Origin of the sequence: Sphingobacterium sp. ML3W, assembly GCF_000747525.1 — a bacterium.
Lineage (GTDB): Bacteria > Bacteroidota > Bacteroidia > Sphingobacteriales > Sphingobacteriaceae > Sphingobacterium.
Genome location: NZ_CP009278.1, coordinates 220,784 through 244,320 on the forward strand (window position 1 = coordinate 220,784; position 23,537 = coordinate 244,320).

Sequence of the window (23,537 nt, forward strand, 5' to 3'; positions counted from 1 at the left end):
TAGAAGTATCTTTGGGTCAATAATTTGAAAGAAATGAATAACTTAGACAAGCTTCATTTTCTTTAAAACTGCTGAATGGAACTTGAATGCCTTAAAAATAAATGATAAACAAGTCGAGCCTGCGGGCTCATGTCGTAATTATTTAATAATGAAAATAAAATCAACATTAACTTTTCTCCTTATAGCTGGTTTATTTGCGTCCTGTTCGACAGGTAAGTATGCCGCTACAGAAAAAATCTATAAGAAAAAGGCAAAGGAATTTTCAAAAGAATATGGTGCTAACCCTGTTGTGAATCAAGCAATCATGAAATTACCGGCATCTATTGAAAAAGAATGGATAGCATCGACTAATTTTGGTATGCGTAAACCGAACTATGTTGTTATCCACCATACTGCACAAGATTCTTTAGGACAAACGATACGTACCTTTCATTCGGAGAAGGCCGGCGTTAGCGCACACTACGTAGTTGGGCGTACAGGTAAGGTGGTGCAAATGGTCAATGACTATTATCGTGCTCATCATGCTGGACTGGGTAAGTGGGGCAATGATATGGATCTTAACTCATCTTCTATCGGTATCGAGCTGGATAATAACGGCACAACGGATCCGTGGACGGATGTACAGATCAATGCGCTTATGGAATTGCTGTCGTACCTGAAGGTGAAATACAATATTCCGCAGGCAAATTTCATTGGTCATATGGATCTGGCTCCAACTCGTAAAAATGACCCTTCTCGTTTTCCTTGGAAGAATTTAGCAGATAGGGGCTTTGGGTATTGGTACGACGAGTATTTGGAGACGCCTCCATTGGATTTTAATCCAAAGTTAGCCTTAAGGATCATTGGCTATGATGTTAAGAATTTAGATGCTGCTATAAAGGCTTTTAAACAGCACTATATTCAAAATAATGTTAACGTAGCTTTATTAAATGATCAAGATCTGAAGATATTGTACTCGATATATAAAAAGGTATTATAAAAAAATGGGCTCCAATTTGGAACCCATTTTTTTATATCTCATATGCGCTAGACCGTCTTAACATATTTAATGTCGTAATTTTCGATGTCTATGATATAGCCGTTTTTGATCAAGAAATCAAATAAGGGTTTAGCCTCTTCTGAAACTGACATATTCTTTGTGGTAATGATCTTGTTTTCTTTCTTCAACAAATAGGGATATGCATACAGTTTGATGTTCTTATTGAACATGCCCGAAATGTAAGAAAGAAGTTCGTTGGTGTAGTGCTCCTTATTGTAATTGTCCGAGTTGAAGATATTTCGTAGGTTGGACACATTGGTGGCAATACCGATATTTTTGGGTTTAAAGTTATTGATAAACTCGGCTAGGTGATTGTTTCTCCTAAAGTTGCTGACAATAATGTTGTTGCCTGTGGAACAAAGTTCCTCTGCACGATGTGCAAACTCTTCGAGATCTTTGTCTGTGATGATATGATCTTCCTCTAAGACATTTCCCATTAAAACTTCGATCAATACAACGGTATTTTCTGTAGTTGCTCCGGTGTTCTTTTTAAATTGTTCAACGGCAAGGTTGAATAAGTCAAAGTTAGGAAGTGATTTTTGTCTATATTTTGTTCTTAAAAGAATGATATTCTTTTTATACAGGTAGTCTTTTATCTGTGCAGCTTTACCATTTGGTTTAAAGATTGCTGCTTTAGCAAAACCCGTTGCGATTAGGTATAGATTAATGAGTCGTTCATTGACGCTTTCAAATAAAGGACCGCTTGCTTTTACTAAATCAATTTCAACAGAACCCACCGATAGATTGTCGACCAATGATTCGATCATGGTCTGTATATTGTCGGTGTAATAGTAAGCTGCAAATAGTAAGTTGACTCCGATAATACCCAATACTTTTTGCTGTAATTGGTTGTCACTATCGAGTAGTCTAACATGTATAATGATGTCATTGGTAGGGCCGTCTACTTCGTGTTGAAATCTTAAACCAATCCAACCATGAGGTTCATTGGTTTTAGTAAAGTTTAATGTAGTGACGGTGTCTGCAAAGGCAAAGAATTTTTTATTACAATATTTTTCACCATGTAAGCGTTTGGTCAATAAGTCGAATTCATGTTTCAACATTTTCGTTAAACGGGTACGACTTACATACCGACCATCTTCTTCTTCTCCGTAGATGGCATCGCTAAAAGTCATATCATAAGCCGACATTGTTTTGGCAATTGTTCCGGATGCTGCTCCTGCATTGAAAAAATTACGGGCAACTTCTTGACCAGCTCCAATTTCGGCAAAGGTGCCATAAATCTCTGCATTTAGATTGATTCTTAGCGCTTTTCTTTTGGTTTCAAATATTTCTCTTACCATGCTGCAAAGGTACGAAAAATGCTAGTTTGCTGAAAACGAAAGGCTGATAAGAGAATAATTAGTCGATTGATAATAAAAGGGTTATTTTGATATCAAAATAACCCTTTTTTAAGCTTTATTTGTAAAATTTGACCTCAATTATGCATCAAATATTTTCAATTTGTGAAAGGCATAAAATAGCGCTGAACTCTGTAATGCTTGACCAAATTTGTTTTGAAGCAGCAATTCCTTTGCTTCTTCTAAAGAGACCAGAAACACATCGATATCTTCACTTTCATCCAAATCCTGTTCTTGTACTTTTACTCCTCCTTGCATGAGGTAGGTATGGGTGATATTTTTACTTGTGGCCGGATTGGCATATAGTTCTGCAATTTTTTCAATCTTGGAAAATTGATAACCTGTTTCTTCCAGCATTTCTCGCTCTGCAGCATATTGTGGTTCTTCTCCTGGTTCCATTGTACCCGCTGGGATCTCAAGGATGATTTCACCTGCTGCATGACGATACTGCTTGATTATGATTAGCTTATTGTCTGTTGTAATACCAACCATATTGACCCAATTCGGGTATTCTAGCACATAGTAATGGTCGTTAATCTTGCCATTGGGCAGTTCGCATGTATCTCTTCTCAATGTCGCCCAAGGGGCTTTACAGATGTATTCTGATGCGAGTAGTTTCCACTTTTTCATATCGCCAATTAAATAATATCGGCCATCATTCGGTCCACTTTTGCTGTTAGTTCTTTTTGGAGTTCGTCATATGCAGCTTTATCTGTTAAAGGTGCTTTGACAGAACAATAAAATTTAATTTTAGGTTCTGTACCTGATGGTCTTGCTGAGATTACATCGCCATCGGCCGTGATGAATTGTAAAACATCAGACTGAGGTAGATCGATTACTTTTTTGTCTCCTGAAGCGATATTAATGGCAATTGAACGTTCATAGTCACGGACTTCAATAACTGGGATGCCTCCTAAAGATTTTGGAAGGTCGTTGCGTAGTTTATCCATCATTTCTATGATTTCTTCAGCACCCGCTTTACCCTTTTTAGTAAGTGAAACCAATTTCTCTTGGTAACAACCAAATTCTTGATAAATATCGAGTAAGACATCGAAGAGCGACTTGCCTTTTGATTTATAGTAGGCTGTCATCTCGGCCAAGAAAGCACATGCATTTGGAGCGTCCTTGTCGCGTACAAGACTTCCGACTAAATAACCATAGCTTTCCTCTCCGCCGACAAGATATGTCGCCGAATCGCCTAGTTTGGTCATTAACTCGCCAATGTATTTGAAGCCTGTTAATGTTTCATGATAGGGAACGTTAAAATGCCTTGCAATATCGGCTTGGAGGTTTGTTGTTACAATTGTTTTGACTACATAAGGATTATTATTGAGCTGGTTCAGCTCTTTTTTAGCGCTCAATACATAATAAACGAGTAGGCTGCCAATCTGGTTTCCATTGAGTAATTGGAAGTTTCCTTTATCATTTTTCACAGCTATTCCAACGCGATCAGCATCCGGATCTGTCGCCAGTACAAGGTCTGCATCCAGCTCTTCACCTTTCTTTTTTGCCAGTGCCATGGCATCTTCTTCTTCAGGATTTGGATAGATAACCGTCGGGAAATTTCCATCGGGAGTTGCTTGCTCTTCAACAACTGAGATATTTTCAAATCCCCAAGCTTTTAACATTTTTGGAACAATCGTAATTCCTGTACCATGGATGGGAGAGAATACGATTTTAAGATCTTTTTCAGCTTGAACTGCTTCTGGGTGGAGGCTTAATTTTTTATTTTCTTCAATATAGATGTCATCAATCTCTTCACCTAAAGGGATTATGTTCTCAGGGATGGGTTGAAATAAGATTTCTGAAACATTTTGAATGGCATTTACTTCAGCAATTACATTGGCATCATGTGGGGCAGTTAGTTGGCAACCATCATTCCAATAGGCTTTGTATCCGTTATATTCTTTTGGATTGTGAGACGCAGTCAGCATGACACCGCTTTGGCAACCGAAGTGACGGATTGCAAAAGACAATAGAGGGGTGGGACGAAGCTCATTAAATAAATATACTTGTATCCCATTAGCTGCGAATACATCAGCAACAAGTTGACCGAAAGCCTTCGAATTATTGCGGCTATCAAAGGCAACAGCAGCTTTGATGGTTTGGTTTGGGAATTGTTTTTTTAAATAGTTCGCTAATCCTTGTGTTGCTTTTCCGATGGTATATTTATTCATTCTATTGGAGCCGATACCCATTATTCCGCGTAAGCCACCCGTTCCAAATTCTAAATCTTTATAAAATGAATCTGTTAATTCTGTGATTTCGTTGTTGTCAATTAGCTTTTGCAACGCCGTTCTCGTTACTTCATCATATTCTGTGCTAAGCCATTGATTGACTTTTGCTTGTATTTCTTGATCCAGATTATTCATTGTTGTTGTGAATTAAAACCGTCAAATTAAATATTTTTTAGGAATGTATTGCTTTATTTTTAAATAAAATATGCCTTGTTAAGCATCGCATCCACCATAGGCGCGATCGAGTACCGTAAAGATCCATTTTCCGTTTCTGCTTGTGATGTGAAATATAAGCGGAGCATTTTTGTCCGTCAATATCACGCGATAGCTTTTCGCTTCTAATGCTTTTAACTTTTGAATCTCAGCAGCTGATATTTTCGAATCAAGAATTTCATTCATAAATTTTGCTGTATGGGATAATTCTGTTGGATGTTGCTTGTTATTACAGAACAATCCTTTTTTACTCCATGCCTCTTTTCCACAATCGTAAGTTGGTAATGGCCCGAAAGTAACTTTTCCGGAAAAGCTTGATGATGTGTAGGGATAGTAATCAGGAATAGGCCGATTGAAATCAAAAGATGTCGCATGGACATAGATGGCTTGTACGCCAGGTCTGTATAGGGTATAAAAACCAACTGTCTTATCGATATAATCGTTTAACATTTTGGAGTTCTGTGTTTTAAATGCCTGAGTGATTTTTGCTATCGCTAAGTCTAATGATTCTTCCTGAGTGGTTTCATCAATGGGAATGTCTATTGAATCGACTATTGTCGAAAGGCTATCAGGAGCGATCGCATCGATAGAGTCGCGTTGACTTTCCTTTTTATCTGCAGTTCTGTTGCAACTGCTTAGAAAAATAATCGATAATAGCGTGAAAGCCAATATTTTATTAAACATATTTGTCATCATTATTAAACGGATTTAATTCATTTAAGTTGCTTGCAAAATTATAATAACCGATGTCTTTATCAAAAGCATTATCCATTTATCTTGTTTCTATTTTATTTATTTCTTGTTAAATTATCAATGATTGTTTTTAAGATGCTTCGTGTAGATGGTTTCCACCATTGTACTAAAATCTTTTCAATCGTTTCTTCTTGGTTTAAGCTTAGATTTTGAAGCAGTTCCTTTCTGAAGTTTAATTTAGAGGCTTGCCAAGTATCTTTGTTATACTGTGTAACTGTTTTTATTTTACGCAGTGCAGCAGTTTGAATGGTATTTGCCGATACTACTTCATCGACTAAACCTACTTTAAGGGCTTCTTGTGGACTTAGTAATCTCCCTTCCAATAACAAGCGATAAGCATTTGCTTTGCCAATCCAAAAGCTGTAGAGGTGAAAAATACTTTCTGGGACAATCAATCCTACTGGGATTTCATTCAATCCGATCATAAAGTTTCCTTCAGCCATAATGCGGTAATCGCAACAGATTGCCAGGACACAGCCTCCTGCGGGGCTATGACCTGAAATAGCCGCTACTAACGGTTTTGGAAATGATGCGAGGTCATTTGTTGTTTTTAAAAATAATTGCCAAAACTCTTTAATTTCAACTTCATTATACGCATATAAAGTTATGAGATCCAAGCCTGCGCTAAAAAAACCTTCTTTTCCATGTAAGATGACGCCCTCAATGGATGGGTCCAGTTTTAGATCGTGTATACATGAGTTTAACTCTTCCAATAGAACGGTATCCATGGCATTGGATTTCCCTCGGTCTAAGAATATATTCGCAATGCGGTCTTCTGTTTTAACAAGGATATGTTTCATAATTATCGCGATTTATTATTGAAGTGAATTTTATATATCTGATTTGCTGTTACAAGTACTTTGATCTCCATATCTTAATTTAAGCCTAATTCCCTTTTTATGAAAGGAGAATATGCGTTTTCGATTAGCGGTTCTTTACCTTGGTATGATGCGAAATAAAAGACTTTTTGAGGTCTGATAGTTTTGAATCGATATAGCGCTAATAGCTTATCGTAATAAACTAATTATAATCAATTTATATTTAATATTTGCGAAAAATTACGAAAATAATTTAAGAAATCATTGTTTTTAAAGGATAAGGTATCAATTTTAAATTTTCTCTAAATATTAGCCTAAAACAAATATCTTTGTGCTATGAATATCCTAATTATTGGTTCTGGCGGTCGTGAATCAGCCTTCGCCTACAAACTTTCGCAAAGTAAGCGTCTTCAAAATTTGTTTATTGCTCCTGGAAATGCTGGTACAGGTGCGTATGGTCAAAACGTTCCATTAAAAGTAACAGACTTTGATGGCATTGCAAGTTTTGCTTTGGAAAACGACATTAATATGGTTTTAGTGGGTCCAGAGGAGCCATTAGTAAAAGGTATTCATGATTATTTCTTAAATCGTGCCGACTTGAAACATATACCTGTTATAGGTCCACAGCAAGCGGCGGCACAATTGGAAGGCTCGAAAGATTATTCAAAACAATTTATGGAGCGTCATGGTATCCCTACTGCGGCATCTCGTTCTTTTGATAAAACGAATTTAGAAGAAGGGCTGACGTATTTGGAAACACAAAACCTACCAATTGTGTTGAAGGCAGACGGTTTAGCAGCTGGTAAGGGAGTTTTAATCTGTGAAACATTGGAAGATGCAAAAACAGAACTGAAAGCCATGATTACGGATTCTAAATTTGGCGCAGCAAGCGATGTAGTCGTTGTCGAAGAGTTTTTGAAGGGTATTGAACTTTCTGTATTTGTATTGACGGACGGTAACTCTTATAAGGTATTGCCTTCTGCTAAAGACTATAAACGAATTGGAGAAGGAGATACGGGCTTAAATACCGGTGGTATGGGTTCCATTTCCCCAGTTCCTTTTGCGGATGAAGTATTTTTAAATAAAGTTGAAGAACGTATTATTAAACCTACTGTTGAAGGTTTAAAGAAAGATAATACGCCCTACAAAGGATTTATTTTTATCGGATTGATGAATGTAGATGGAGAGCCTTTGGTGATTGAATACAATGTAAGAATGGGAGATCCCGAAACAGAATCTGTCTTGCCTCGTATCGAGTCGGATTTGATCGATTTATTAGAGGGTGTTGCTCAGGGTAATTTGGAAACTCGGTCTTATACTGTTAGTCCCAAAACTGCAGTGACTGTGATGTTGGTAGCTGGTGGATATCCTGGAAACTACGAGTCGGGTAAAGTAATTTCAAATATTGAGAATGTAAAGGAATCAATTGTTTTTCATGCAGGGACAACTGAGAAGGATGGTCAAGTGTTGACTTCGGGAGGTCGTGTGATTGCGGTAACCACGTTGCAGGACACGTTGTTTGATGCGTTGCAACAAGCAACTGCTGATGCAGGAAGAATCTATTTTGACGGTAAATACTTCCGAAGAGATATTGGTTTTGATTTGATTTAATATTTTTTTTAAATCTTTTTTGGAAGATTGATATAAAAGGCTATATTTGCATCTCCAAACAGGGAAGTTCCCTACAGGAGATGCAAAAAATGGCCCGTTCGTCTAGGGGTTAGGACGTTAGATTTTCATTCTAGAAACAGGGGTTCGATTCCCCTACGGGCTACGAAAGCGACTTAAGAAATTAAGTCGCTTTTTTTATTGACCTAATTTTTAATCTAACTATATCCCCATCTAAAAGGTGTGAACTAAGCAAATAATCTCATTAATCTGAATAAGAAGAAATTGATATCGTGCGACCTTTTTCTGAATTGAATTTGAAAGCCTTAATGTAATCATTAAATGATTTGATGGATGACTTGGGTACCATTAACAGTATAATTTAGGATGTTTATGTGAATTAAGTCTAAAAAAGAGTATTTCACAATGCTTATTGTCAATATGTCAGGTTTTCAGAAGCCTTTGTCTGTTGATTTTGAGCTTGGTACGTTATTTGAGTGTTGGAACATATAAATATAGGAAAATGCAAAAGATAATACATAAAGCTGAAAATCGTGGACATGTTGACTTTGGATGGTTGAAAAGTGCCCACTCGTTTAGTTTCGGAAACTACTTCGATCAAGATAAACTTAATTTTGGTGCATTACGTGTTCTGAATGATGATTTTGTTGAAGCTGGAAATGGTTTTGGAAGTCATCCACATGATAACATGGAAATCGTCAGTATTCCTTTGTCTGGTGTTTTATCACATCAGGACAGTATGGGGACAAGTCGTGATATCCAAACCGGTGATGTGCAGATTATGTCGGCAGGAACAGGTATTACGCATTCTGAGTTTAATGGTAGCAAAGAGCACCCCGTGAAATTCTTACAAATTTGGGTAATTCCACGTGAAAGACAATTGGTACCAAGTTATGATCAAAAGACTTATTTGGATATCGATCGAAAAAATAAGTTTGCAACAATCGTTTCTCCAGATCAGGCAGATAGTCAAGCGGTATTGATTCACCAAGATGCGTACTTTAATCTAGCGGATTTAGATGCTCATGCTGTTGTTGATTATGCGCTACATGGAGAACATAAAGGTGTTTACGTATTTGTGTTAGAAGGAAGTATTCAAGTCGCTGGAGAGCTTCTAAACAGGCGGGATGCTATCGGTATTTGGGATGTTGATACTATTGAAATGCAGGCAACAGCAGATGCTCAGATTTTGTTGATAGAGGTACCGATGTTTTAATTTAATAAACGATTTTAACAAAAAAAGGGTTTGTATCTCATCGATACAAACCCTTTTTTATTCTTCAATGAGGTACGTTACTATTTGAAGGAAACGGCATCGAAAACAATCGTTTCATAATTGCCTTTTTCATATAGTACGCCGATTTTCTTGTTGTTGATAAGAACGATATCTGAATAGGCAGAGTAAGAATCAGCATCCTTGTAGCCAGTAGGGGCTTTTGCTACTACATGGTTAAAGTACCAAGTTTTGCCTTGGTCTTTACTGATGCGTAAGGTTAAGTTATCGCGGTCTTTTTCAGAAGCTGCATTACAAACTGCTAAGATATAATTTTTACCTTTTTTCCACGATAAGGTAGCACCTTGATTAACAGGGTCAGGTAAGTTTTTGTCATAGAAAGTTGTGTCCCAAGTCGCTCCACCATCATTTGAGTAGGAAACGATGCGGTTGCGTACGTTGCCCTGTTGGTTTCGGGTATTCATATACAATCCTGTTTCAGAGATTTGAGCAGCCATGGTTTCATTCCCACCTTCGAAGGGAATTGTATTTCCAATTTTGAATGTCTTTCCATGATCATCAGAATAGTAGCTATGTGCATAGTAATCTTTTCCTGCTGATTTTGGAGCTCCTTCAGAGTGGTTGGCAGGGATATAGATGCGACCTTTATATTTTCCAGAGTCGAATTGTAAAGCGTGACCTGGCGTATTTGCGTAGGCTCTCCAATCTTCTTTAGATGTGTAATTCGCGTTGAATGAAGGTTGGTTTGGATGATGTACAACTGTCGTAATATTCGTTGGTTCTGTCCATGTTTTACCAGCATCTGTTGAAGTGATATACCAACATTCGCGAATGCCATTCCCTTTTCTAACTTCACCTTCGTGGTTATTTCCAGTGTTGTAGAACAAGAAAATTCTTCCTTTTGGATATTGGGGATCTAAAAGATCAACTACTGGAGCAGGATTGCCTGCTTGGAATTTATCTTGATCAACGGCAATCTGTAACGGGCCCCATGTTTTGCCATTGTCAGCGCTGATTTTATAGACGATATCAACATTGCCATAATCTCCAGCATGGTCTACACGACCTTCTGAGAATGCAATGAGATTGTTACTTTTATCTTTGACAATTGCGGGAATACGATAACTCTTGTAACCGTCTTCGCCCGACTTAAAAACAATTGTTTCTTGCGCAAAAATCACAGCTGAAGAAAACAGGATTGATAGTGTTAAAAATAGTTTTTGCATAGTTTTATGTGTTATTTATTAGTTGCTTGGTATAAGGGTAAACATCCATTTCACAGGATTTTGCCAGTCTTCTCCTTTAAAGTCGCTGACAGGTAATTTGATGAGGACTTCGTTCCAACCCTTTTTTAAAGAAATCTGCGTTGGTTTTCTGAAGGTATAACCTTCGTCTATCAAAGGGACTTCTAAATCACCTTTGATACCCGCTTGTTGCCAGAGAGGGGGTTGTATAGGCTGATGATTGACCCATACTTTACTTTCAAGATTATCCCATGTACCTTTTTTCGGTGTATTGCTTGCATACGAACGGGAAAGGTTGTTGAATCCTATCCAAAAGGATTTATTTTCATTCTTGTCGCTCCATATTTTCGTGCGTGCATACCAGGTTGTATTTGGGAGAGGCCCTTCAATAGCACCAGGTATAATATCTGCCCACCAGTGCCTTAAAATAATTGTTCCCCCTTCTACTGTTTTAGTAACCTCTATACCATCGGCATAGGGTTGTTGCTCAATCGGAAATGAACGGGTTAAATTACCTTCATTTTGAAAAGGACCGATGAGTTCCCATTTTAAGCCGGTTTGCTTTACATAAGGAAATGGCTTGTTTGAAAAATACATGTTTTTATGGTTCAATAACCTATTCTCAAAATTTTTGAATTCTTGGTAAGCAATTGTATTTTCATCAACGATATTGCAAGTCCATCCTGCAAGACCTCCTCCTCGCCAGACGCGCTCGGCAAAAGTAACGAGGGCAGGATATACTGCATTTTGATAAAACATATCCAGAGGTTTGGACACCGCGCGATCTGGCCAAGCACATAACGTTGCCCCGATTAGATTTTTGTGTTCCTTATCTTGCTCCCCAATTTTACGATGAAACAGTGTAGTTACTGTTTCCAATGGATCCATATGGTTAATGTAGAGATGTTTCGAATCTATATAAATCAAATCTCCTTGTTCCGGAATACGTTTAGGACCACCCATCCAAAGTTGTCTGATCGTTTGTGGCATGAGGTTGCTGCCAGGCTCCCATCCAATCGTTTTATAGCCCAATTCTTCCACGTATTCTGTGATTTCAGGCATAAAATTTTTATTGGTTATTTTTACCTCGTCTCCTCCGATATGTAAATAGGGAAGGTCTTGATAGGTCTGGGAGAACTCTTTTAATAATTCTTTGATGTAGACAATCCCCGAGTCAGACTGCATATCTACGCCAAAATATCTTTTGAACGCTTGGCTATGTCCGGGCATATCGATTTCAGGTAAAAGTAAGATATGTCTGGCTTTGCAATAGGCAATAAGCTCTTTGAACTCTTGCTCGGAATAATGCTCGCCGCCACCTCGTGTTATATTTGAAGCGGCAGTTAGATTTGGGTATTTTTTGCTTGCTAACCGCCATGCAACGTCTTCAGTGAAATGAAAATGCAAGACATTCATTTTGTATTGCGCCATGATATCAACCTGCTCTTTCAGTAAATGCAGCGGTTGATAGTTACGACCAACGTCGACTAGGAAAGACCGCCAAGGGAATGCAGGCTGATCATTTATTTCGCAATGTGCAAGCGATTTATTTTGAACAGAAAATTGCCTTAACGTCTGTAAGCCATAAAATATGCCGGTAGGTGAGTGTGCTATTATGCGAATACCTCCATTGTCTATTTTTATAATATAGTCCTCTCGTTGCTTCTGATCACTTTCATCATCTATCAATTGAAGATCTAATGTTGGAAGTTGCTTGTTGTTTACAGCACTTTCTGCGACTTTCCATTCAGCTATGATAGCGGAAGCGAGCAGATATTCCCCCGTTAAAGACGAATCTGTTTTTTTTAGAATAATTCCATTGCTCAGATTGAGTGCTCCATCCCTTAATTCCATTTTTATGGGTAACGGAATTAGATTTTCTTGTGCATATGTAGGCGATAGACAAGATATGCTAAGAACAAGGAGACTTAAGAGTATGCGATTAAATTTCATTATTCTGCTTCCTAAAATCGTTTAAAATCGTCCAGCAATACCACTCTTGACGCGGTAGGTGGAATGGGCCCTTGAATAGATTACCTTTGGCAGTTTGTGCGACAGTACCATCACGGTGTAGATAGCCAAACCACTCACCATGTTCCTTATCGTGGAACTTTTCATATGCATATTGGTGTACTTTTTTGTGCATCTCAGCATACTTTTCGTTTCCAGTCATTAAATAAGCCAGAAGTGTGGCAATGATGGTTTCATTTTGTGGCCACCAGAATTTCATATCCTGCCAATATTCTTGAACAGGCTTATTGTATAGATCTCTAAAATATAGTATACCACCAAACTCTTTATCCCAACCTCTTTCCCACATGTAATCTAACATTTTGCAACCTAATGCAATGAGTTCGGGGTCATGATTACGATATTTTGCTTCATGAAGAATAAACCAAGCACCTTCTATCGCATGTCCAGGGTTTAAGGTTCTTCCGTCTATATGATCAATGATTTCACCTGTTGGTGAAACCTGTTCCATGACGACTTGTAGGTCATGTTTGACAAAGTTAACTTCAATTTCCTTGATCCAATTCAAAATCGCTTCGTCACAACGCGGGTCTCCGATTGTTTCGCGTAATTGTTGTGCTGTATTGATCATGATCATGGGGGCGCCAATACCTTTTGAAGGTCTTGTACCGGTAAACTTTGGAGCGAGCTTTAGCTCTCCGGATGTATACTGGATACATTTCCCAAAAATAGCTCGAGATAGGTCTGCCGCTTCTTGATCTCCAGAGGCTTTTGCATATGCTGCAAATGCAATAACTGCAAATGTTTCCGAAAAATAGTACCTTCTTTTTCTAATCGGTTGACCATCTTTGGTGACATGGAAGAACATCTGGCCGTCAGTATCAAAACAATGCTTACGGATAAAATCGTAACCAAGTTTTGCACCATCTAACCATTCTTGTTTCGGTTCCACGGTGTTATAAAGTGTTGCCAATAACCATGTCGCACGACCTTGAATCCAAACGGCTTTGTCGTCATCAATTAAGCTTCCGTCCTGATCACGCATCAGTAAGTAGCCTCCATCTTCAAGGTCGAATGATTTTGGGAACCAGAATGGAACCGTATCTTCTACTAACTGTGTTTTATAAAATTTTTCGAGTTCTTCGAGTTGTGTTAACGTATACATAGTTTTAGTCAATTTTAAAACTGCAGGTTGAAGCTGGAATACCAGATTCGTTTTCCAGATTTGCAGTACTATAGGGTGAATAGGCGTATCGTATTTCTTTTATTTTTTTATCCCGAGGCAATTGGATGATTACGCGATTCTTTTGAATCGACATACTTTCTGGTTGCAGGTCAAATCCCTTTTCATCGACCAAGATAAACCCCTGTAAGGGCTGATGATCTTTTGTTTGGAGTGTTTTACAATTTTGAAAATAGACCGTTACCACTTCATTTTTTTTCTGATAGTGGTCAAATGCTGGGTAGTCGGCGTTTATTTTGGATTTATATTCATGTGCTAGTACCAATTTTGCTAAACGCTTTCCGATAATGATTTTATTTTTTGGGTGTACATCTGTTGGGTCTCCAACATCGGAAGATACCGCCATAAAGGTGTTTTCAATTTGCTGATCCATCTGACGCTGGCTATCTCTAAATCGAGGCCACGAAGGACGGTTGATGCTCGAGAGCTGCACGTAATAAAATGGAAGATCCTGATTAAAATTGTGGCGCCATGATTTTATTAACGTCTTAAATAATCTTTCGTGGAGTTCAATATTATGTGCATTGCTTTCTCCCTGATACCATAAGACAGCTGTGAATTGTGTTTTTAACCAATGCTTGATACCGGCTTCAAAATTGTAAGCGGGTTCATAGGGGTGTCTTTGATTTTTGACTAATGAAAGCGAAAGGTTTTGATCGGATCGCGTTCGGCAAAAATCTTGTATGAAATCAGACTTTCTCCAATTATGGATATAGGTGGCCAGTAAATTGTCGTTTTCCAAGGTTGTGCGATCTATCCAGGATTCGGTATTCGAACCCGGTACATCCAATTCTATGATGCCAATCGGGATGTTTGTCTTTTTTGCTAATTCATACGCAAAGGTATAAGCTATCGCTGAAAAATTCACCTTATCTTCTTTGGTTGAGGTACTCCAATTGCCCGTAAAAAAATCTAATTTGTTTATTTTATCCAGTGTCGCTAAATCCCAAGATACAGGATTGGTTTGGACAAGATTGTTGTTTTTGAATAATCGTACTTGAGGTGAGTTTATTTGTATCAAGCTATCTGCCCCAGTTGCATATTTGAGTTCAAATGCCATATTCGATTGTCCCGATGCGAGATAGACATCACCAAACAGTACATCATTCAAGTTTATTTGCTGATTATCAGTTTGTATCTGAATTTCAAATGGCCCTCCAGCAGGCATGGCGGGTAAAAGAATCGACCAGTTTCCATTTTCATCTGCCTGACTTTGATAGGTTTTTTGATTGAACTTTAACTTGACATGTATATTGGAGCTTGCCTTTCCGAAAATAGGGTTTTCCCGATTTCGTTGTAAGACCATATGATCTCCAAAATTAAGTGCTACCGCAAGTGGTTGATTGACTCCCTGTATGGCTTGACTAACTTGATTTGCTATGATGGCAGCACCTTCCGAACTGGGGTGCACATTATCTTCGAATAAATCTATTCGGCTCTTCAGCGGCCCATTGATATCGATTAACTGTACTTGATTATGTTGCGCGATTGTTGGAATCAATAGGCTAATAGCTTGATACCAATCGCGAGTGCCCGATAAGAAGCGGGTATGGCCGCTAAAGATGGGCGTAAGGTTGCAGATATAGATGGCAACTTTTGGATTTACCTTCCTTAAGTTACTGATTAGGGTACTATAGTCTTTTTCAAATTCGTCACCATAATTAGGCCAGTTTCGGGGGTCAGTATCGTTTACCCCTAGTGCTATAATAGCGACGTCTGGTTGAAATGCGAGCGCTTGTTTATATTCTGAAGTTTCAATATAGGGTTTATGTCCTTTACTGAGTAATGTAGCGCCACTAAAACCGAAATTTTGAACATCAAAATCTATCCCTAGCAATTCTTGAAGTTGTTCGGGATAAGTTTTTTCACCATTTTTTAATCCTAACCCTTTTGTAATGGAGTCGCCAATACAAGCGACTTTTTTCTGGGCGGATACCATCATGGTGCTCCATAGCAGTATGGGCAATATGAGTACTAGTTTCTTAATCAAGCGAAGCATTTGATTTGGGTTTTAATACAACAAGTTGAATGACTACTACGACAAGGACAATGACAGCTAGAAGTGCAAAGTCCTTACCTAATTTTCCTTCATCAGCAGAAGCGCCTAACACTTTAGTGATGAATGCTCCTGCCATAACGCCCAGCATGTTCATGATACCATATGCTGTTGCGCGGAATTTACTAGGTACAAACTGACATAAAATAGGCATATTATTGGCGTCGAACATACCAAAGCCAAAACCAAACATTAATCCTGCACCGACAACATGTATGACATGGTGGCCATAGCCGATTAAGAACATAGCAGGAATGGTCAATAATAATCCTATAGCTGAAGTATAGATACGACCTTTAACATTTTTTTGAATCCATCGGTCAGATAATAAACCCCCAAATATAACGCCTAGAAAAGACGAGACGGCAATGGTAACGGTGGAAAGTGGACCAGCCTGTGCCATCGAGATATTTAGGTTGTCTGAGAATAGGGTAGGTAGCCAGTTTTTGGTCGCCCAACCGGGTAAACTCGGAATTGCAAAATAAAAGAGAATGACCCAAAAAGAGATATTGCTCAGCAACATGCCTATGGCTTTAAAACTATTTACTGGTTTTTCAGATTGCTCTGATTTTTCAGTTCTTACTGGTGCTTCGGAAAGAAAAAACAGCAGCACAAAGGCATATAATATGCCCACTAAACCAAAAACTTTAAAGGTGCTATGCCATGAGTATGAACTTGCCAATGTTGCTCCAAAACCGCCTAGAGCTTGCCCCGTGTAGAGTCCCGTCATATGTATCCCTATTGCTAACGAACGGGATTTATCGCTGTGAAAGTCAGAAATGAGAGACAGTCCGGCAGGTATATAAATGGCTTCGGAAACACCCATGATTCCCCTTAATATCATGAGTTCTGGATAAGTGGTGGCATAGCCCATCAATGAGGTAACTAAAGACCAGATAAAAAGAGAGCCAACGATGAGCCATTTACGATTGAGCCTATCTGCTAAAATGCCAGAAACGGGGCTCATTAATCCGTAAATCCATAAGAATATAGCCATAAGTTGTCCAAAGACGGTTGCAGACTGCAATTCGACAATATCTACTTGCATAGTCGGGCGCATAGTAGACAGAATTTGTCTATCCATGTAATTTAATAATGCGACGACCCAAAGTAGACCGACAACGATCCAAGGGTAGTATTTGTGATTTTTTATCATGATTAGGTTTATCTATTCGTTTAGTTTATTGTTCCCGTCAATATTCCAGCAGATCTGACACCTGCTCTAATTTCCCCCGAAGGAATATAAACGTGTTGGTCATGGTAAACAGCCGTTGTTGTGACAGGAGCACCTACAGCTAAGTTGCTAACCACCTTCCATGTATTGGATTTTTCATTATATTGTAACACCTCTTTTGTAAACCCAGGATGTTTTGATTGTATCGTTGCTTTTTCTTCGATCAGGTTTTCTTTATGTATTGGATTCGCTTCATTGGCGATTTTTAGGATTAGGTGCTCTACTTTGTGGAATGTTGTACCATTATCACCACCGACTAAAAATAAACGGCCCTTATTATCTTTGAAACCTGTTCCTGCGGAAAGGGCTTCAGGTAAATCGGCTATCTGAACAATTTCTTTTGTCTTGAGGTCTATTTTGTAACAAGATTTGTATAATGTACTGATGGCATTCGTTTCTCGGGTACGACCTCCGAATAGGTATAGGTAATTTTCTTTAACCACCGCAACGGTATGCGTTATAGGATAAGGAAGAGTTAGGTATTCTTTCCACTCTTGGTCATATTGATATATTTTATCGGAAACAAGGGTGGTATTTTCACCACCAACTAAATATAGTTTATCCTCGCTAGCCACCAAACTCGCATTACTGAGTGGGATAGGTAGGTCAGACAGTTTTTGGACGTCAAAGTTATGTTGTTCACCGTTCCATTTATAAATATGGAATTGTGATGAAGCACCCGATTCATTTTCTCCCCCTGCAGTATATATTCCTTCTTTCGTACTACAGTTTGCAGCATATGCAGTTGAAGTGTCAAAAGATAGCGTGTCTGCTAGCTTTAGGGACTGATCTTTGATCTGATAAATGTAGGCTGAACGTTGATATTTTTTTATTCCTCCTTCCCAAGGCATCTTTTCTGGAAAATTGGCACCGCCAGCAATCAATAGATGATTCTGATGAATTCCTACAAGTGGACCAGCAACCCCAAGTTGGGTTTGACCATTAACCGTTTTTGGCAAAGAATCTGTATTGGACCACATGATTTCTGCGTTCTTGTTAGCTGTGTTGCATTGCATAAATATAAAAGTGCTTAGTAAAAGAGGAATAATTTTCATACCATTAAATTGTAGATTGGAAATCTGGAAAATGTAAGGTTGCTACATCAGCTTTAAAGTTTTCATAATCTTGTGCAGACATATTGCGTACCGGAAGTCTGAATGTTCCGCAGTCGAGTCCAATTAATTTCATATAAGATTTGCCCACTGAGATACCGCCATATTTCCCCAACAATGTAATCATATCGATAGATTTTTGTTGTAAAGCATTGGCAGTTTCAAAATCACCACTTTCATATGCCTTGATCAGGTCAAGGTATAGGGGGGCTGCATAATTGTAGGTACTTCCAACAGCTCCTTTAGCTCCTAAGACAAGTGCAGATAGCATATTTTCATCTCTACCCCATAACATATCGTATTTGCGATCAGCAAAATTTAAGCAAGAAAGATAGTCCATGAAATCTTCATGCGTATATTTTATCCCTGCGAAATTGCTGATTTTTCCATCAATTGCTTTTAATAAATCAATCATTTGAAAGTTGCCACCTGTTAATACAGGGATATGGTAGTAGTAGAATGCCGTATTAGGTGCTGCTGCGGCTATCTCTGTACAGCATTTAGCTAATTGGTCAACATTGGCAGGCTTGAAATAGAAGGGTGAGGTAAACGAAATCCCGAATAAACCAATTTCTTCGGCCTTTTGTGCCAATATACAGCATTCCTTGATATTCGTTCCTCCGACAAGTGTTATCACTTTAAAATCTTTGTCCATTGCAGTGATATCTGCCCAAGTTTGCATAATAGCCACTTTTTCGTCAAAAGTTAAGGATACACCCTCACCCGTGGAGCCGCAAATAAATGCTCCAGAAACCTTATTTTTTTTCAATAAGGCGTAATATGCCGGAATTGCAGCAATGTTGATATCGCCATTTGTTAGCATGGGCGTAAATGGTGCGGCAACGAGGCCTTGTAACTTGTAATTGCTCATTCGTGTAATAATTATAGTTTCTTAACGATTTGGTGTTTAGTGTAATAATTTTGCCAGTCTTCCCTTTCCAGATTAATTCGAATATGTAGCCTATTGCCGTTCATTTAGTATAGCACTCAATTGTTCGCGTTAATTGGAATAAACATTTATAATTGTAATGATCAAAACCTAGTCTGTACCTATTTTTTCAAGGCAAAAGAGGCACGTTTATCAGTTAAAAGCATTATGTCATACATTTAGAGTTTAAAATTATTCTTTTATCTGTATTATAGCAAGTAAATGATGAAAAAAAATGTAACATTTGTACAGACCTTAATCAATAACCATCATTATAACAGAAAATTCTATGCTAGAAAATGTAGATACCTCAAGTTTAGTAGATAAAGTAGAGAATCATATTATTAATTTAATTCGCACCCGTAACCTTCAGATAGGAGAGTCTTTGCCTAAAGAAGCAGAATTATCGGAAAGTATTGGTGTATCAAGAACTGTGATTCGGGAGGCACTTTTGCGCTTACGCATGATAGGTCTAATTGAATCTGGAAAAAATAAAGGTGCAGTTTTGACCAATCCAAATCTGCTATCTCCATTAAAAAAGGTTTTCCATCCTGCCATGTTAAATGAAGATACATTAAAAGATATTTTTGAAATGCGTCTTGCATTAGAGGTGGGAATGGCTGAATTGATATTCGACCGTACTACAGATTTAGACATCAAAGAGTTGGAAGAAATAGTGCTCCGTGAGTCTTATGATATGGAGACAACATTATTCCAGATTGAAGAAGAGGTTGCATTTCATGGGAAACTATATAAAATTTCGGGTAATAAAATGCTCATGGATTTTCAAGAGTTGTTATTGCCTATCTTTCAATATGTACATGATAGTGGTCTTTTGAATAAAAATAGGTCACCAAAAGAATTCGTTTCACACCAGCAATTAGTGGCATTATTGAAGGGCGGTGATGTGATGGCCTTTAAAGATGGAATAAGAAAACATCTCGATAACCACTATTATCATTTGCTGAGACACTAGCTATTCTTCCTCATTCTCAATTGGAGTCAAGTTTTTTAGTAAAAGATTGACCTCCTCTTCTGTCGAAGTGAGCTGTGCCCTACAAATTTGAATCAATGCGGATGCTCTTTTTATTTTTTTAGAAAGAGCATCAATATTTGTATTACCTGTTTCAATGTCCTTTACGATTTGTTCCAATTCTGCAAATGCGTCGGTATACGTATAATTACTCTCCATTATTATTTATTTTTTGTGTTATACTGATGACTTCTCCATCCCAAACTTGTGTAGTTATTACATCTTGCTCCTTGAGCTGGTCGATTGACACGAGCAACTCACCATTTATTTTGGTAATCGAATAACCCTTTTTAAGGAGGCGAATAGGATCGGCCAATTGGATAATCTTTTCCAGATGGTCCATTGTGGTATATTTTTGCCTAAAGATGTAAGCTAGATTTGTTTTCATATCCTTTTCAAAAGCAGATAAATCGACTTTAGCTTGTTGAATGGATTGCTGTGCAGACCATTTAATCGCTGAGGCGAAAGCTTTTAATCTTTCATTTTCAGTTTTGAAAATTACGTTTGTATTTTCTAATATCCTACTGGTCAACTGATCCAATGGAATGGCAAAATTATGAAATTTTTGAATTAAAAAATCAGCGAGCTCACTTGGGGTAATTGCATTTTTATAAGCAACCATTTCGCTGACAGTAAGATTTGTGGAATGCCCTATACCTGTTAAAACAGGAAGTGGGAAAATAGCGATTGCTTTTGCTAATAAGTAGTTGTTGTAACTTGATAAGCCAACTTCGCCACCACCGCCTCGAATAATTGCAATAGCATCGTAAGAATCAGAACGTTCTGCAATGATTGATAATTGCTTAATAATAGATGGGACGGATTTATCTCCCTGCAGCAGCGCAGGATATAGTGTTTGTTCAATCTTATATCCCCAAGGGTTTTGATTGATAATTTTGTAGAAATCAGATAAACCTTTACTTGTTTCAACTGAAATAATAGCTAGTCGTTTTGGCAATGTTGGAAATGGCAGATTGCGGTTAGTATCAAAAACACCTTCTTCTTTAAGTTTATTGATACTCAATATTTTTTCTTTTTCAAGCTCTCCTAATGTAAATGTGGGATCAATATCAACAATTCGTAGACTTAATCCATACATTGGGTCGTAAGAAATACTTGCTTGAAATAACATGGTGATGCCTTCGCGTAAGGGTTCTTGCGCTATTTTTAGAAAGAGATTGTTGATCCTATTATAATCTGCCTTCCAAAGGATAGAACGTATCTCTGCAACGATTTTTCCATTCGTTTTTTCTACTAGTTCTGGATAGCAGTGGCCGGAATGCGAATAATGATTTAATTTATTCATTTCCGCTTTAATCCAGTACAAGCTCTTATAACGCTCAGCAATAGTTTTTTGAATGCTGCGTGTTACTTCCAGCAATGAAAAAATAGTTCTGTTTTCTAATAGCTCCGGCATATCTCAAACTTAGATAAATTTGTTTTATTTACAATTTTAATTGTGTCATATATAAAACAAATTTATTCGTTCGTGTCTTTCTATTTGGGGCTCATGATGCTAAGCACTTGTCGAGTCTTCCTCTTCCATCAAGAAATGATTTTTAGAGGAAAATAGGATTATTAATTGTGAGAAATTTTAATGTTGCGTTTTTGTGCATGATTGTAAATCTTTTATTTGTACATTTACATATAAACCTTTTTAGATTACAAGATGATAAGTAGCATAAGACTTCTATTTATTGCACTTTTTGCAATAGGTTATCTCCATCCAAATCGCTTACATGCCCAATATAAATCTACTATTATTAACGAAACCGTGCTTCTTAATAATGTCGATGCCTTACTTCCTTTAGGCAAGTTAGATCAGTCTAAGATTACTGTTTGTACAGTGGATTCTAGTTTTTTTAGTGCGTTTAATAATCAATTATCACGTTATGCTGATGTTAGTTATGCTGATTTTAATCATTTTGATGAACAGATTAAATACAGCAACGTTGTTATTGTGGCAATCAAATCTGAAGCGCTCACAACCACTATTATAGCCCAATTGCAACAAGCAAAAGCTAATAACAAAAATATCATTTTAGCAATTTTTGGAAAAGGGGAGGCTTTGTCCTTGCTCAATAACTTTACTACCCCTATTTTGTGGAATCAAGATAGTTCGGTTAAAACGCAGAAAAATGCAGCAATGTCGATTTTTGGAGGTGTTTCTACAGTCAATAAGCTTAATCGAACATATGCTACCCATATGACTCAGGGTATGGGGGAGGCGACCGGTCAAATTCGACTTCAATATGTCGACGATTATGATGCCATGCACCTTGCTAAATTATCGAAGAAAATAGACGCAATTGCTGAAGAAGCCATAGCTGAAGAGGCAACACCAGGTGCAGTTGTCATGGTCATTAAGAATGGTCAAGTAATCTTTGAAAAAGGATATGGCTACCATACTTATTCAAAAAAAGAACCAACGACCATTGATAACATTTTTGATTTGGCCTCTATCAGTAAAATAGTTGGTACTACACCTGTTATTATGCGGTTGACAGAGCAAGGGGTCGTTGATTTAAATAAGCCAATCGGCGATTACCTTTGGCAGGCTAAATCAACGAATAAAAAGGATATCCCATTAAAAAGTGTCATGCTTCATGAAGCTGGGTTTACGCCCTATATCCCATTTTATAAAAATTTGAAATCGGGAGATTTACAACGTTTTTATTCTCCTTCTCATGATGTCAAGGTAGCCGATAGTGCTTACCTGGTTCATGATTATTATCAAAAGGTGATGTGGCCAGAGATGCTTAATTCGGAGGTGAAGCCTATTGGGAATTATGTGTATAGTGATATTAGCATGTATGTGATGAAGGAAGTGGCAGAACATCAGACTGCAATACCAATTCAAGATTATGTGCAAAATAACTTTTATCGACCATTGGGGATGAAGACTGCTGGTTATAATCCAAGGGCACGCTTTGCGAAAGAGGTGATTATACCCACAGAACTGGATACTTCCTTTAGAAAGGTGTTACTACAGGGGTATGTACATGACCAAGGTGCGGCGATGGCTGGTGGTGTAGCTGGCCATGCCGGATTATTTGCAACAGCTAATGACTTGGCAATCTATGGACAACTGTTACTGAATAAAGGTGAATATGGGGGAGAGCGGTATTTTAAGGCTGAAACTGTCGAACAATTTACCTCGAAACAATCACTATCAAGCCGACGGGGATTGGGTTTTGACCGTTGGGATGCAAACTTAAAAAATGAATATCCATCAAAATTATCTAACCCTTCGGTATATGGACATACGGGATATACAGGTACTTGTATTTGGATCGATCCACAAAATCAATTGATTTATATCTTTCTGTCAAACCGTGTACACCCTCAAGTTTCTACGAAATTATTGAATCTTAATATCCGGAGCCGCATACAAGATGCTATATACGAGGTAATTGAATAAGAAAAAAAATGACA

The 23,537-nt window shown here is 37.9% G+C and carries 19 protein-coding genes and 1 tRNA gene; 6 read left to right on the top strand and 14 right to left on the bottom strand.

What is annotated here, in order from left to right:
* Positions 1-148 precede the first annotated feature (148 nt).
* Complete coding sequence (locus tag KO02_RS01065) at positions 149-979, top strand: N-acetylmuramoyl-L-alanine amidase (protein ID WP_038695092.1); 831 nt, start codon at positions 149-151, stop codon at positions 977-979.
* Between the two features lie 47 nt (positions 980-1,026).
* Here the strand turns inward: KO02_RS01065 and KO02_RS01070 are convergent, their stop codons facing one another.
* The 5 genes from KO02_RS01070 to KO02_RS01090 all read right to left on the bottom strand — a co-directional run bounded on the left by KO02_RS01070 (position 1,027) and on the right by KO02_RS01090 (position 6,400).
* Complete coding sequence (locus KO02_RS01070; protein ID WP_038695094.1) at positions 1,027-2,340, bottom strand: hypothetical protein; 1,314 nt, start codon at positions 2,338-2,340, stop codon at positions 1,027-1,029.
* Between the two features lie 138 nt (positions 2,341-2,478).
* A complete protein-coding gene (locus KO02_RS01075) occupies positions 2,479-3,027 on the bottom strand; it encodes an NUDIX hydrolase (protein WP_038695096.1) in 549 nt (182 codons plus the stop codon).
* 8 nt (positions 3,028-3,035) lie between these two features.
* Positions 3,036-4,769 carry a phospho-sugar mutase gene (locus KO02_RS01080; RefSeq protein ID WP_038695098.1) on the bottom strand — a complete coding sequence of 578 codons (1,734 nt, stop codon included), beginning with the start codon at positions 4,767-4,769 and terminating at the stop codon, positions 3,036-3,038.
* 78 nt (positions 4,770-4,847) lie between these two features.
* Entirely contained in the window at positions 4,848-5,543 is a 696-nt protein-coding gene (locus KO02_RS01085; protein WP_144243237.1) for a hypothetical protein, read from the bottom strand.
* Between the two features lie 92 nt (positions 5,544-5,635).
* Complete coding sequence (locus tag KO02_RS01090) at positions 5,636-6,400, bottom strand: enoyl-CoA hydratase/isomerase family protein (protein ID WP_038695102.1); 765 nt, start codon at positions 6,398-6,400, stop codon at positions 5,636-5,638.
* 354 nt (positions 6,401-6,754) lie between these two features.
* On the opposite strand from KO02_RS01090, the gene purD reads away from it, so the two are divergent.
* The 3 genes from purD (at position 6,755) to KO02_RS01105 (ending at position 9,263) form a co-directional block, all read left to right on the top strand.
* Positions 6,755-8,029 (top strand): phosphoribosylamine--glycine ligase, encoded by a 1,275-nt coding sequence (purD, locus tag KO02_RS01095; protein ID WP_038695104.1) that lies wholly within the window; start codon positions 6,755-6,757, stop codon positions 8,027-8,029.
* A gap of 91 nt (positions 8,030-8,120) precedes the next feature.
* Positions 8,121-8,192 (top strand) — tRNA-Glu (locus tag KO02_RS01100).
* Between the two features lie 357 nt (positions 8,193-8,549).
* Positions 8,550-9,263: a pirin family protein gene (locus tag KO02_RS01105; protein WP_038695106.1), complete on the top strand. Its 714-nt coding sequence runs from the start codon at positions 8,550-8,552 to the stop codon at positions 9,261-9,263.
* A gap of 80 nt (positions 9,264-9,343) precedes the next feature.
* Here the strand turns inward: KO02_RS01105 and KO02_RS01110 are convergent, their stop codons facing one another.
* The 7 genes from KO02_RS01110 to KO02_RS01140 all read right to left on the bottom strand — a co-directional run bounded on the left by KO02_RS01110 (position 9,344) and on the right by KO02_RS01140 (position 19,012).
* Positions 9,344-10,507: a sialidase family protein gene (locus KO02_RS01110; protein ID WP_038695108.1), complete on the bottom strand. Its 1,164-nt coding sequence runs from the start codon at positions 10,505-10,507 to the stop codon at positions 9,344-9,346.
* 18 nt (positions 10,508-10,525) lie between these two features.
* Complete coding sequence (locus tag KO02_RS01115) at positions 10,526-12,379, bottom strand: family 20 glycosylhydrolase (RefSeq protein ID WP_200878595.1); 1,854 nt, start codon at positions 12,377-12,379, stop codon at positions 10,526-10,528.
* Positions 12,380-12,467: 88 nt separating this feature from the next.
* The gene (locus KO02_RS01120) at positions 12,468-13,661 is read right to left on the bottom strand and encodes an AGE family epimerase/isomerase (RefSeq protein ID WP_038695112.1); all 1,194 of its coding nucleotides are present in this window, start codon (positions 13,659-13,661) and stop codon (positions 12,468-12,470) included.
* A 4-nt stretch (positions 13,662-13,665) separates the two neighbouring features.
* Positions 13,666-15,738 (bottom strand): GDSL-type esterase/lipase family protein, encoded by a 2,073-nt coding sequence (locus KO02_RS01125; RefSeq protein ID WP_051959714.1) that lies wholly within the window; start codon positions 15,736-15,738, stop codon positions 13,666-13,668.
* Positions 15,722-16,951 carry an MFS transporter gene (locus KO02_RS01130; RefSeq protein WP_235212319.1) on the bottom strand — a complete coding sequence of 410 codons (1,230 nt, stop codon included), beginning with the start codon at positions 16,949-16,951 and terminating at the stop codon, positions 15,722-15,724. Before KO02_RS01130 ends, KO02_RS01125 begins: the two co-directional genes overlap by 17 nt.
* A 20-nt stretch (positions 16,952-16,971) precedes the next feature.
* Positions 16,972-18,084: a kelch repeat-containing protein gene (locus KO02_RS01135; RefSeq protein WP_081918278.1), complete on the bottom strand. Its 1,113-nt coding sequence runs from the start codon at positions 18,082-18,084 to the stop codon at positions 16,972-16,974.
* Positions 18,085-18,088: 4 nt separating this feature from the next.
* Entirely contained in the window at positions 18,089-19,012 is a 924-nt protein-coding gene (locus KO02_RS01140) for a dihydrodipicolinate synthase family protein (protein WP_038695116.1), read from the bottom strand.
* Positions 19,013-19,358: 346 nt separating this feature from the next.
* Here KO02_RS01140 and KO02_RS01145 point away from each other — a divergent pair, with 346 nt between their 5' ends.
* The gene (locus tag KO02_RS01145; protein ID WP_038695119.1) at positions 19,359-20,045 is read left to right on the top strand and encodes a FadR/GntR family transcriptional regulator; all 687 of its coding nucleotides are present in this window, start codon (positions 19,359-19,361) and stop codon (positions 20,043-20,045) included.
* Here the strand turns inward: KO02_RS01145 and xseB are convergent, their stop codons facing one another.
* Positions 20,046-20,261, bottom strand: a complete 216-nt coding sequence (gene xseB, locus KO02_RS01150) for an exodeoxyribonuclease VII small subunit (protein WP_038695121.1) — start codon at positions 20,259-20,261, stop codon at positions 20,046-20,048.
* The gene (gene xseA, locus KO02_RS01155; RefSeq protein ID WP_038695123.1) at positions 20,251-21,519 is read right to left on the bottom strand and encodes an exodeoxyribonuclease VII large subunit; all 1,269 of its coding nucleotides are present in this window, start codon (positions 21,517-21,519) and stop codon (positions 20,251-20,253) included. Before xseA ends, xseB begins: the two co-directional genes overlap by 11 nt.
* 252 nt (positions 21,520-21,771) lie before the next feature.
* Between xseA and KO02_RS01160 the strand changes: the two genes are divergently transcribed.
* Entirely contained in the window at positions 21,772-23,523 is a 1,752-nt protein-coding gene (locus tag KO02_RS01160) for a serine hydrolase domain-containing protein (RefSeq protein WP_038695125.1), read from the top strand.
* Positions 23,524-23,537: the final 14 nt, after the last annotated feature.